The sequence below is a fragment of the Aliidiomarina shirensis genome (assembly GCF_003987345.1).
GTDB lineage: Bacteria > Pseudomonadota > Gammaproteobacteria > Enterobacterales > Alteromonadaceae > Aliidiomarina > Aliidiomarina shirensis.
In genome coordinates this window covers 360,564-372,433 of record NZ_PIPP01000001.1, presented here as the reverse complement: position 1 = coordinate 372,433, position 11,870 = coordinate 360,564, and the positions used below count along the sequence as shown (strand labels likewise).

General features: G+C 47.5%; 10 protein-coding genes. 7 read left to right on the top strand and 3 right to left on the bottom strand.

The window, feature by feature from the left end; all coding sequences use genetic code 11:
* The first annotated feature begins 21 nt into the window (after nt 1-21).
* Genes argF through argH form a run of 3 tightly spaced genes read left to right on the top strand, consistent with a single transcriptional unit; the run spans nt 22 to nt 3,991 of the window.
* Nucleotides 22-930 carry an ornithine carbamoyltransferase gene (gene argF, locus CWE13_RS01695; RefSeq protein WP_126805606.1) on the top strand — a complete coding sequence of 303 codons (909 nt, stop codon included), beginning with the start codon at nt 22-24 and terminating at the stop codon, nt 928-930.
* Nucleotides 927-2,153, top strand: coding sequence for an argininosuccinate synthase (locus tag CWE13_RS01690; RefSeq protein WP_126805605.1), 1,227 nt, complete (start codon nt 927-929; stop codon nt 2,151-2,153). The genes argF and CWE13_RS01690 overlap by 4 nt, the downstream gene beginning before the upstream one ends.
* Nucleotides 2,150-3,991, top strand: a complete 1,842-nt coding sequence (argH, locus tag CWE13_RS01685) for an argininosuccinate lyase (protein WP_126805604.1) — start codon at nt 2,150-2,152, stop codon at nt 3,989-3,991. Before CWE13_RS01690 ends, argH begins: the two co-directional genes overlap by 4 nt.
* Before the next feature lie 87 nt (nt 3,992-4,078).
* Here argH and asnS read toward each other — a convergent pair whose 3' ends face one another.
* Both asnS and bioA read right to left on the bottom strand, forming a co-directional pair.
* On the bottom strand, nt 4,079-5,479 hold the full coding sequence (gene asnS / locus CWE13_RS01680; RefSeq protein ID WP_126805603.1) for an asparagine--tRNA ligase: 1,401 nt from the start codon (nt 5,477-5,479) through the stop codon (nt 4,079-4,081).
* Between the two features lie 129 nt (nt 5,480-5,608).
* Complete coding sequence (bioA, locus tag CWE13_RS01675; RefSeq protein ID WP_126805602.1) at nt 5,609-6,892, bottom strand: adenosylmethionine--8-amino-7-oxononanoate transaminase; 1,284 nt, start codon at nt 6,890-6,892, stop codon at nt 5,609-5,611.
* A gap of 184 nt (nt 6,893-7,076) precedes the next feature.
* Between bioA and bioB the strand changes: the two genes are divergently transcribed.
* The 4 genes from bioB to bioD are packed head-to-tail and all read left to right on the top strand — an operon-like array spanning nt 7,077 to nt 11,110.
* Nucleotides 7,077-8,189 (top strand): biotin synthase BioB, encoded by a 1,113-nt coding sequence (gene bioB / locus CWE13_RS01670; protein ID WP_126805601.1) that lies wholly within the window; start codon nt 7,077-7,079, stop codon nt 8,187-8,189.
* A gap of 47 nt (nt 8,190-8,236) precedes the next feature.
* On the top strand, nt 8,237-9,436 hold the full coding sequence (locus CWE13_RS01665; RefSeq protein ID WP_157980919.1) for an aminotransferase class I/II-fold pyridoxal phosphate-dependent enzyme: 1,200 nt from the start codon (nt 8,237-8,239) through the stop codon (nt 9,434-9,436).
* Nucleotides 9,417-10,247, top strand: a complete 831-nt coding sequence (locus CWE13_RS01660; RefSeq protein ID WP_126805599.1) for a methyltransferase domain-containing protein — start codon at nt 9,417-9,419, stop codon at nt 10,245-10,247. The genes CWE13_RS01665 and CWE13_RS01660 overlap by 20 nt, the downstream gene beginning before the upstream one ends.
* A 56-nt stretch (nt 10,248-10,303) precedes the next feature.
* Nucleotides 10,304-11,110 carry a dethiobiotin synthase gene (gene bioD, locus CWE13_RS01655; RefSeq protein WP_126805598.1) on the top strand — a complete coding sequence of 269 codons (807 nt, stop codon included), beginning with the start codon at nt 10,304-10,306 and terminating at the stop codon, nt 11,108-11,110.
* Here bioD and pepE read toward each other — a convergent pair.
* Nucleotides 11,107-11,805 carry a dipeptidase PepE gene (gene pepE / locus CWE13_RS01650; RefSeq protein ID WP_126805597.1) on the bottom strand — a complete coding sequence of 233 codons (699 nt, stop codon included), beginning with the start codon at nt 11,803-11,805 and terminating at the stop codon, nt 11,107-11,109. The genes bioD and pepE overlap by 4 nt on opposite strands.
* Nucleotides 11,806-11,870: the final 65 nt, after the last annotated feature.

The window sequence follows — 11,870 nt, the reverse complement described above, 5'->3', positions numbered from 1 at the left end:
CCATTTATAAAGAGATTTTTTATGCATTTACTATCTTTGTTTGATGTAACTGCCGTACAAATACGGCACATCCTCACGCTGGCGGGCTATATGAAAGCTCACCCGGTAAGTTTCCAGCATTCGTTAAAGAATAAATCGATTGCGATGTTGTTTGAGAAACCAAGTTTACGTACCCGTGTAAGCTTCGAGGTAGGTATCCAACAACTGGGTGCTCAACCGATTTATTTGGATGCCCAAATGGTTGAACCTGGGCAACGGGAAAGTGTGGAGGATATCGCCCGAAACCTCGCCTGTTGGACCCACGGTATTGTAGCTCGCGTATTTAAACATGAAACCTTGCACAAGCTTAAAGCCGCTGGTATTCCAGTAGTGAACGCGCTTTGCGATATCCACCATCCATGTCAAACGCTGGCGGATTTGTTAACCATTCAAGAGCGTTATCCGGTGGATATGAAAGTGGTGGACATTTTGTATGTAGGTGAGGGCAACAATGTTTGCCAAAGCTTGATGGTGGGAGCCGCTGCGCTCGATTTAAAACTAACCGTAATTTGCCCTGACGGTTTTGGCCCCCAAGCCGATTTTCTCGCTGAGCTAGATACCCAATACCCAGCGCATAGAATTCAGTTGGGCAATGACATCACAAAAGTTGAACACGCAGATGTTATCTATACTGACACGTGGCTTTCCATGGGGGATAAACGTGATTATGCAGAAACCTGCAAGATTTTTATGCCTTATCAGGTAAACCAAGCGTTGGTTAAACGCCTAAAAGCGACAACGGTAATGCACTGTTTACCCGCACACCGCAACGATGAAATTACTGATGAGGTTATGGATAGCACTATTAGTGCAGTATTGCAGCAAGCTGAAAATCGGTTATATGTACAGAAAGCAGCGTTACACCATTTATTCGAGGAGATCGCACAATGAGCCAAGCCACCCCAAATACCATTAAGAAAGTAGTTCTTGCCTATTCCGGTGGTTTAGATACCTCGGCGATTATCCCATGGTTATTAGAAAACTATAACTGTGAGGTAATTGCCTTTGTTGCTGATGTTGGCCAAGGCGATGAAGAGCTTGTAGGCATCGAGGATAAAGCAATTAAATCCGGTGCAACGGCTTGTTATGTGGTGGATTTAAAGGATAAGTTCGTAAATGAGCTTATCGCGCCGGCGATGCAAGCGGGTTGTATTTACGAAAAGCAATACCTCCTTGGAACAGCTTTAGCACGGCCAGTAATTGCTGAAGCACAAGTGAAACTCGCACTTGAACTAGGTGCCGATGCTGTTTGCCATGGCTGTACCGGTAAAGGCAATGATCAGGTGCGTTTTGAAAGTACATTCGCAGCATTAGCCCCACAACTCAAGGTTATTGCGCCATGGCGTGAATGGACAATGCGTTCGCGGCAGGATTTGTTGAATTACCTTGCCGAGCGAAATATAAAAACCTCAGCTTCAGCGACCAAGATATATAGCCGCGATGCCAATCTTTGGCATATATCTCATGAGGGTGGTGAGTTAGAGAACCCTTGGGAACAGCCTACTGATGGGGTTTGGACTCTGAGTAATTCACCGCAACAAGCCCCAGATCAACAAGAAATAGTAGAGCTTGAGTTTATTGAAGGCATATTAACCCAAGTGAATGGGCAAACACTGAACCAAACCGAGGCGCTTATCAAGTTGAATAGTATTGGTGCAGAGCACGGTGTTGGCCGGATTGATATTGTTGAGAATCGGTTAGTGGGTATGAAATCACGTGGCTGTTATGAAACCCCAGGTGGTGTGATTTGGTATCAAGGCTTACGTGGCATTGAAGAGTTGGTTCATGATCGGGCTTGTCAGCGTTTACGCCATGATCTTGGCCAGCGTTTAAGTGACGTGCTTTATGACGGCCAGTGGTTTACGCCGGTTCGGGAAGCTTTGCTAGCGGCTGTTCATTCATTAGCGACAAAGCTAACTGGAACAGTTCGCATTGCTTTATATAAAGGCAATGTAACCGTTATTGGCCGCAGCTCGCCATTGAGCTTGTATTCAGAAGCATTTGCTACCTTTGAAGAAGATGAAGTATATCAGCAAAAAGATGCCGCTGGGTTTATTCGTCTATTCAGTTTAGCCAGCCGAATCCGGGCGCTGAAACAAGGGGGCTTAGCATGAGTATGTGGGGAGGCCGCTTCGAAGAGGGCAGTGCACAAGAATTTCGGGAATTTAATGATTCATTGAAATTTGATTACGTACTTGCGCCATTTGATATTCAAGCGAGTAAAGCTTGGGTGAATGCGTTAACGCAACAGGAGTTACTCACCCATGAAGAGCAGAAACAATTACAAGACGGTTTAGATCAGCTGGCATTGGATATTGAAGCAAACCCAAAGTTGCCGTTGAGCACTGAAGCCGAAGATATTCATAGTTGGGTAGAGCAGGCGTTGCAAGATCGTTTGGGCAGCGTTGCGCGGAAATTACACACTGGGCGATCGCGAAACGATCTCGTTGCCACTGATTTGCGTTTATGGGCGATCGCAAAATCACATTCCGTGGGTGAACAGATCGCGGCAACGATCGATGCGTTGATCGTTTTCGCGGAACGGTATGAATACAGTGTAATGCCCGGATATACGCATCTTCAGCGGGCACAGCCGGTATTGGTATCGCACTGGGCATTAGCGTATGTAGAAATGCTAGAGCGCGATCTGGATCGCTTAAAGCAGGCGCGGGATCGTTTATCGGTATCGCCATTGGGATGTGGTGCGCTCGCGGGATCTGGAATTGCGATTGATAGATCATTTTTAGCAAAAGAATTAGGCTTTAACGATCTTTGCCGAAATAGCCTTGATGCAGTATCAGATCGCGATTTTGTTATTGAGCTTCTTGCTGTTGCCAGTTTAAGCATGGTGCATTTATCGCGGCTTTCTGAGGATATCGTGTTCTATTGCTCGGGCGAGGCTGGCTTCTTCTTACTGGGCGATGCCATTTCTAGCGGCTCATCGTTGATGCCTCAGAAGAAAAACCCGGATGTATTTGAGTTGATTCGCGGAAAAACCGGCCGTGTGAATGGCCAATTGCAGGCGATGCTGATGACCGTGAAGGGCTTACCCTTGGCGTACAACAAGGATATGCAAGAAGATAAAGAAGGCTTTTTCGATGCGATGCAGCAGTGGCAGCAATGCCTTGCGATCATGGCGTATGCGTTACCGCACCTAACCGTTGATGAGGCGCTTGCCGAGCAATCGGCTGAACGTGGTTACAGTAACGCTACCGATTTAGCCGATTATCTTGTAGGTAAAGGCATTGCATTTCGGGATGCCCATGAAATTAGTGGCAAATTAGTGTTAACCGCGTTGCGTAAAAACGTGCCATTAGAGCAACTAACGTTATCGGAAATGCAAGCGGAAGCTGCCGAAATAGCGGAAGATGTGTTTGCAGCACTTGCATTGCGTGCCGGAATGGACCGTAGATGCGCGCTAGGTGGCACAGCACCGAGCCAAGTGCATGGTGCCCTTCGGCGGGCACGGCAGCGCTTACAAGCGCAACTAGCTTCGCTCACGCATATTCGCCAAGCGAAGTTAAGTGATGTACCGAAAATTGCAGAGCTTATTCGCTATTGGGCCGGCAAGGGCGAGCATTTACCGCGCCAAGAGCATGATATTATGCAGGCGATTCATCAGTTTGCGGTAGCTGAAATTGATGGCGAGTTGGTAGGCTGTGGCGCACTCTATGTTTATGGCACTGGTTTAGCGGAGATTCGCAGTTTAGGGTTAAAAGAAGGCCTGCAAGGGAAAGGGCTAGGGGTTGAGATTGTGCAATGTTTGCTTGATCAAGCTCGGAATCTAGGAATAGGGCGTGTTATAGCGCTAACGCGGGCGCCAGCATTCTTCGCGAAAATTGGGTTCCAGATAGCCGATAAGAGCCGCTGGCCTGAAAAGGTAATGAAAGATTGTGAGTTTTGCCCACGCAAACACGCGTGCGATGAAACTGGGCTGGAAATTCGTTTATAAACGCTATTAATTGCGTAATTAGGTATAAAAAAACGCCGCATTTACCAGGTGTAATGCGGCGTTTCGTGTTGTTCAGCGTGTTACGGCTTAAAACTCAGCGTTGTTCGGGCTACGTGGGAATGGAATAACGTCCCGGATGTTTTGCACACCGGTAACGTAGGCCACTAAGCGTTCAAACCCTAATCCGAAGCCAGCATGTGGAACCGTGCCATAGCGACGTAAATCGCGATACCAGCTGTATTCTTCTTTTGGTAAGCCCATTTCATCTAAGCGCTTATCAAACATATCTAACCGTTCTTCACGGGCGCTACCACCAATGATTTCACCAATACCTGGAGCGAGCACATCCATCGCCGCTACGGTTTTGCCATCATCGTTTTGGCGCATGTAGAAGGCTTTGATATCACGCGGATAGTTTTTCAAAATAATCGGCGCACCAACATGCTCTTCAGCTAAGTAGCGCTCGTGCTCTGATTGTAAATCCGTACCCCAAGAAACAGGGTAGGTAAATTCTTTGCCACAGTTTTGCAGAATCTCTACCGCATCGGTGTAATCCATGTGCACGAAATCATTGGCAATAACGTGCTCGAGGCGGCTAATTGCTTCTTTATCAATGCGTTCTGCAAAGAATGCCATATCATCAGCACGCTCAGCTAACACCGCTTTGAATACGTATTTGAGCATATCTTCTGCAAGTTTCGCGACATCCTCTAAATCGGCAAATGCAACTTCTGGTTCAATCATCCAGAATTCGGCTAAATGGCGGCTCGTGTTTGAGTTTTCAGCGCGGAATGTTGGCCCAAAGGTATACACGTTCGAAAGCGCACACGCATAGGTTTCTACGTTAAGCTGGCCAGACACCGTAAGAAATGCTTCTTTTCCGAAGAAATCTTCTTTGTAATCCACTTTCCCTTGTTCCGTAAGTGGAAGATTGGTCATATCTAAGGTTGAAACCCGGAAAAGTTCTCCGGCGCCTTCGGCATCACTGGTTGTGATGATCGGGGTGCTAATCCAATAAAAGCTACGCTCATCGAAAAAACGATGAACAGCTTGCGCTAAGCAGTGGCGAACCCGAGTTACCGCACCAGAAATATTGGTGCGCGGGCGTAAGTGCGCAAACTCGCGTAAATACTCCATACTGTGGCGTTTTGGCGCCATAGGGTAGGTATCAGGATCTTCAACCCAACCTACAACTTCAACGGCGGTAGCTTGCAGTTCAAATGCTTGCCCTTTACCTGCAGATTCAGCCACAGTACCGGTAATAATTACCGAACAACCGGTAGTCAGTTTCACTACCTCGCTTTGGTAATTATTCAGTTCATTTGGCGCAACCGCTTGCACAGCATCAAAGCACGAACCATCGTGAATATTGATAAAGGAAATGCCAGCTTTCGAATCGCGGCGGGTACGCACCCAACCACGAACCGATACGGTTTCGCCAACGGCAAATTTGCCGCCTAGAACATCTTTAATTACAGCGATAGACATGAAACTAATTCTCCGAAACGAGCGCACAAATGCATGAATTTTTATAAGCCGTTTATGTTACTTTCTTGCGCCTGCTAGCGCAATGTATTCAGAGCACTTGTTTACGCGCAAGGTAAATGCCGAAACGCCCTAAACAGGCGCTTGGCAATATTTCGAAATAGCGTGGGTAAGCATACTGAGTTGCTCGGGTTCGATAATGTATGGCGGCATGATATACAAGAGTTTACCAAATGGCCGTATCCAAACCCCCGCAGCAACAAATTGCTTTTGTGCCGCGGCGACATCAATAGGACGTTGCATTTCAACCACTCCGATAGCGCCAAACACCCGCACATCCGCTACATACTCACTCGTGCGGCATGCTGAAAGCTCGGCCTTGAGTTGGGCGGAAATGGCGGCTACTTGCTGCTGCCAGGCGCCTTTCGCAATAATATCTAAACTCGCACACGCTACCGCACAGGCGAGGGGGTTGCCCATAAACGTTGGGCCATGCATTAAATTACCGCCGCCAGGGCCACCGCCAATGGTATCAGCAACATGCCGAGTGGTGAGGGTTGCCGCCAAAGTCATATAGCCACCGGTTAGTGCTTTACCCACACAAAGAATATCGGGGCTAATATTCGCATGTTCGCAAGCAAATAGTTTGCCGGTGCGGCCGAAGCCGGTAGCAATTTCATCGGCAATCAGAAGTAAATCGTATTTATCACAGAGCTTTCGAGCTTGCCGAAGATATTCTGGGTGGTAAAAGCGCATGCCGCCAGCGCCCTGTACTATGGGCTCGAGAATAAGGGCGGCGAGATTTTCATGCTGCTCGCTAATAATTTCTGCCAACGCGCTGATATCGCTATCTCGCCATTCCTCATCCGGTTTAATCTGCGGTGCAGGGGCGAATACATGTTGCGGTAACACGCCGGTGAACAGTTCGTGCATGCCATTCACGGGATCGCACACCGACATCGCTGCAAAGGTATCACCGTGGTATCCCTGGCGAATCGTCACCAATTTATTTTTATTGGCTTTACCGCGGCTAACCTGAAACTGTAGAGCCATCTTAATCGCCACTTCAACTGCAATAGAGCCAGAATCCGCTAAAAATACTGCATCGAGCGGCTCCGGGGTGAGGCTGATTAAACGTTTACACAGCTCGACAGCGGGGGCGTGAGTGATTCCCCCGAACATCACATGGGCCATGGTATCAATCTGTTTGTGAGCAACGGCATTTAACTCAGGGTGATTGTAACCATGAATGGTGCTCCACCAAGACGACATCCCATCTACAAGTTGCTCACCCGTATCGAGCGTTAGATATACCCCTTTGGCACTCGCTACCGGGTAGGTTGGTAATGGGCTGGTCAGAGAAGTATAAGGATGCCAGATGTGGCGCTGGTCGAAAGCAAGATCAGTTAATTGCATAGTATATTTAGTAGCCACTTGTAAAGATAGTGAATTTCATTATATTGACAGTGTACTGTTGAGCGCTATTCTAGTCGAGTTTTTCTAGCCTCAGATCGCATGCGTTGTGTTCAGGTTCCGCCAATTCGAACCCATACTAATTTTCGCAACGAAAGCCACATTGATACAACGAATAGAGTTACTTATGAGCCAAGCACAGGTACATACAACCCCAGAAACGTCGAATTCAACTATCAGCCATGCGCCAAAACACTGGCAGCGCGCCGAAATTCAAGCGCTATTTGATTTACCATTGAATGATTTATTGTTTCAGGCGCAAAGTGTTCACCGCGAGCATTTCAACCCGAATGAAGTGCAAGTAAGCACCTTACTGTCGATTAAAACCGGTGCCTGCCCAGAAGATTGTAAGTATTGCCCACAAAGCGCGCGTTACGATACCGGCCTTGAAAAAGAGCAATTGATGGAAGTGGAACGGGTATTGCAACAAGCCCAGCGCGCGCTAGAAACTGGCGCCACCCGGTTTTGTATGGGAGCTGCATGGCGCGATCCGAAAGCACGGGATATGGCCAAGATTCAAGCCATGGTAAAAGGGGTTAGGGAACTAGGCCTAGAAACCTGCATGACATTGGGTATGCTTTCTGATGATCAAGCTAATGCGCTCGCTGAAGCGGGTTTGGATTATTACAATCATAACCTCGATACCTCGCCAGAGTATTATGGCGAGGTGATTACAACACGTAGCTATCAGGATCGTTTGGATACTATATCTAACGTGCGTAAAGCAGGTATGAAGGTATGCTCTGGCGGCATCGTGGGCATGGGCGAAGAACAAAGCGATCGAATTGGTTTGTTACAACAGCTGGCAAACATGCCATTACCTCCGGAATCAGTGCCTATTAACCAGTTAGTAAAAGTTGCCGGTACACCGTTTGAGTCCATTGACGATATGGATTCGTTTGAGTTTGTGCGTTGTATTGCCGTTGCCCGAATTTTAATGCCGAAATCACACGTTCGTCTTTCTGCTGGCCGGGAAACCATGAATGATGAATTGCAAGCGATGTGCTTCTTTGCCGGTGCGAATTCAATTTTCTACGGTGAGAAACTGCTAACCACGGCAAATCCTGTTGCTGATGCAGACCAAAAGCTATTTGCGCGGCTAGGGCTAAAGCCGGAACAAAAGAAACCGCAGAAGCCACTGTATTACGATGCAGCGACGCAAACGGGCGAAGATACCGTTGTAGCGCCTTGTGGTGCACGCATCAAAGCAGATGATAGCGAAATTAAAGAAACCGCATAAGGTTTAAAAAAGATTGATTTGTTCTTTTTGAGAAGGGCGCTATGCAGGTGGATAAGAATACTGAAATGCCACAAAACGCACAGCAAGTGCGTGAAGTACTTGCGTCGCGGTTACATATGCAAAGCGAAAAGCAGTTGCGGCGTACTCTTACTGCGCAAACTTCTGTACAAGATCGAAATTATAATTTTTCCAGTAATGATTATCTGGGCTTAAGCCAACACCCTGAGGTTATTGCCGCGTTTCAAAAGGGAATCTCTGATTGGGGCACTGGGGCAGGTGCGAGCCCTCTGGTTACCGGATATACAACGGCTCACCAAACGCTCGCGGAAGAACTTGCAGAATGGTTTGGTGTTGAGCGCGTTCTGTTATTTAACAGCGGTTTCAGTGCGAACCAAGGCGTATTGCAAGTGCTATGCAAGCTGGGATTAACGCCGATTATCGATAAGCTTTGCCATGCTTCGATTTATGATGGCGTAAATTACCCAAGTAGCCAACGCCTTGCTCGGTTTCAGCACAATAATTATGCAGATCTTGCGGCTAAACAAAGCAAGCTTCCAGCAAACACTTGCCCGTTAATTGTATCCGAAGGTGTTTTCAGCATGGATGGCGATTCTGCCGATGTATCGGCATTAGTTGCGGCTAAGAACACTGGTATGTTGATGCTCGATGATGCCCATGGCATCGGCGTAACCGGTGCTCGGGGCCGAGGTGTTTTCGATCACCCGCAAGCACCTGAGATCGATATTGTTACCGGCACCTTTGGTAAAGCGTTTGGGGTAGCGGGCGCTTTTGTGGCCACCGATCATCAAATTGCAGATAGTTTAGTACAGAGCGCGCGGCACTTAATTTACAGCACAGCGTTCGCACCAGCACAAGCGGACGCCATACGTGCTGCATTGAACACGATTAAACGCGATCAATCGCTACAATCAGCGCTCACCGAGCGTATTCAATTATTTAAACGTAACGCCGCTGCACTAAAGCTTCGGTTAGGTGCTTCGGATACAGCAATTCAACCATTGCTCGTAGGAAGTAATACGTTAGCTTTGCGTTTAAGCCAAGCGTTGGCCGATTCAGGTTTCCAGTGCATTGCCATACGGCCACCTACAGTACCGAAAGGCACGGCGCGAATTCGTTTTACCCTCAGCTTAAATCAATCTTTATCAGCAATTAACCAGTTATTTGCCACGATTGCAGATATTCTCGATAACGATCAGGAACTTACTGATGCTTGCCGAATACGATAAAGCGGCTATTGCCGCACGTTTTAGCCGTTGTGCTGAACGTTATCAGCAGTATGCGAATCTGCAGCAGGCGAGTGCGCAGATATTACGCGATGTCCTGTACGCCGAAATGTTGGAGCGCTCTGAGTGCCAGCAAGAACTCTCTGAAATTAACGTGAAACCCGCACCTATGGCCGGTTCGATACTCGACTTAGGGTGTGGACCAGGTACGCAAACTACGCAGTTACAGCGATTAGGCAAGCGTTATGTAGGTGTTGATATCGCACACGGTATGTTATCGAAAGCAGCGCAGATGAATTCAGATGAAGCGTGCTACATTCAAGCAGATATGGAAAACCTACCTTTTGCGCAGGCACACTTTGATTTAGTGTATTCAAATTTAGCGGTGCAATGGAGTAATAACCCACTACAACTGCTTTTGGAACTCAAACGCATAACCAAGCCTGGCGGTATTATTGCGCTGGCCACGGTGCTGGATAATAGCTTACAACCCTTGGCTAAATTGCGGAATGAGTTTTTGCGCCAGGCGGGTGTAAATCAGCAATCAACACTTTCTGATTGGTTATCGTGGATCGCACAGGCGGATCTTGAGTGCACGTTTAGAGAGGAACGTGAAGTATCCGTATACTTTCCCGATGTTCGCTCGCTGTTACGAAGCATCAGTGCAATCGGTGCTGATCATCAAGGAAGCTCAAGTACACCGAAGTTAGGGCTGGCGGAATATACCGCAATTGTTGCTGGCTACGAGCAATACCGAACGTTAAATGGCTTGCCGTTATCCTACAGACTAGGATTTATCCTTTTAAAGGTTTAGCGTAATCCATTGATTTAGAATGGCCTACAATATATTTATCATGAGTTTAAGTAATAATGAGAAAACTATTCATCACGGGAACTGATACTGATGTTGGCAAAACGGAAGTTGCTGTTCTGTTGCTTAATGCGCTCGCACGGGCGGGCTTCGATACGGTTGCCATGAAGCCGATTGCGGCGGGTTGTGAGTGGCGTGCGGTATCGAGCGCCAACATGCAAAACTGTTCTAGCACGCAAACAAATGGAGCCGACTCAGAAAGCCCTAGAAGTCATCATCAAAGCGGTTACTGGGTAAATGAAGATGCACTAAAGTTGCAGGCAGCGGCAACTCTGCAATTGCCTTACAGCAAAGTAAATCCGTTTGCATATGAACCTGCCATAGCACCGCACATTGCCGCTATGGCAGAAAAGAACAGTGCCGAAATTCCACTAAGTGTTACCCAGTTGCTAAAACATTGGCAACATCTAGCTGCGTTGGATGCCGATGTTCTACTCACTGAAGGGGCCGGCGGGTGGCAATTACCATTGAACGCTCTTGAGGACATGCCCAGCTTTGTAAGCCGCGCCAATATGGACGTTATCTTAGTTGTTGGTATGCGGCTTGGGTGTTTGAATCATGCTTTACTCACGATCAGTGCAATTAAGGCGCTCGGGCTCAAAGTAGCCGGATGGGTAGCAAATCAAGCAACACCTGATGTGATGCCAATGTATAAAGAGAACCTTGCTACTTTACGTTCGCGGATAGCGGCACCACTGCTTGCCGAAGTACCCTATTTTTCCGGAGCGGAAATGGAGGCGCAACAGCAAGTGTGGCTTGAACAACAGAACTGGTTGTCGCAGTTAAAGCTCAGTGCAAAGCGCTAAAGGTAAGAAGAACAATCTTTACCAGCCGTTAGCGTTAATTCGCGGCCATCACGGAATGCAACCGCGTTTAGTGCGCCGAGCAATTGCATATTTTTCCCTTTAATTCGGAGCGCTGTACCTTCACGAATGCCAACAATGGTTGTGGCGGGATTGAGCATCATAAACTCAGCTAACCGTTGCGCTCGCGTTTCACCATGAAATCCGGGTGGGTGGGTATCTATGTAATGTGGATTTAGTTGAAAGTTAACAGCGGCTAAAGCACTGAACGAAGGCGGCTGTACGATAGGCATATCATTTGTTGTTTTGATACTTAATCCGGCGATATTCGAACCGGCACTCCAACCTGCATAGGGCGTGCCCTCAGTAATCTTGCGCTTGATCGGATCGATAAGGCCTTTTTTGTACAGCAAATCGAGCAAAACAAAGGTATTTCCGCCCCCAACGGCGATTCCTTCAGCATTTTTAATAGCCGCTTTCGCATCTGCAAATGCTTCGATACCGCGTACTTTGATACCTGTATCTGCTAATGCGGCAGATACTTTTTGGGTATAATCAGAATGGCTCATCGTTACCCCTGCGTAGGGGATGAAGATAACTTCTTTATCTCTGAAATGCTCAGTTAACCAAGGTTTTCCGTGCTCTAGATAGCCACTGTCACCTGCTTTCGAACTGCTCATTAACAATAAGTTACGCATGGGGTTCCTTACTACATTGGTTTTGCGGATGATTCCGAGATAGTTAGCGCGTTAGCTTAATCATA

Bases quoted from the DNA above. Each gene is read 5' to 3' on its own strand.
- CWE13_RS01690 (WP_126805605.1), top strand. From the start codon at position 927: ATGAGCCAAGCCACCCCAAATACCATTAAGAAAGTAGTTCTTGCCTAT.
- bioD (WP_126805598.1), top strand. From the start codon at position 10,304: ATGAGAAAACTATTCATCACGGGAACTGATACTGATGTTGGCAAAACG.
- bioA (WP_126805602.1), bottom strand. From the start codon at position 6,892: ATGCAATTAACTGATCTTGCTTTCGACCAGCGCCACATCTGGCATCCT.
- bioB (WP_126805601.1), top strand. From the start codon at position 7,077: ATGAGCCAAGCACAGGTACATACAACCCCAGAAACGTCGAATTCAACT.
- argH (WP_126805604.1), top strand. From the start codon at position 2,150: ATGAGTATGTGGGGAGGCCGCTTCGAAGAGGGCAGTGCACAAGAATTT.
- pepE (WP_126805597.1), bottom strand. From the start codon at position 11,805: ATGCGTAACTTATTGTTAATGAGCAGTTCGAAAGCAGGTGACAGTGGC.
- CWE13_RS01660 (WP_126805599.1), top strand. From the start codon at position 9,417: ATGCTTGCCGAATACGATAAAGCGGCTATTGCCGCACGTTTTAGCCGT.
- argF (WP_126805606.1), top strand. From the start codon at position 22: ATGCATTTACTATCTTTGTTTGATGTAACTGCCGTACAAATACGGCAC.
- asnS (WP_126805603.1), bottom strand. From the start codon at position 5,479: ATGTCTATCGCTGTAATTAAAGATGTTCTAGGCGGCAAATTTGCCGTT.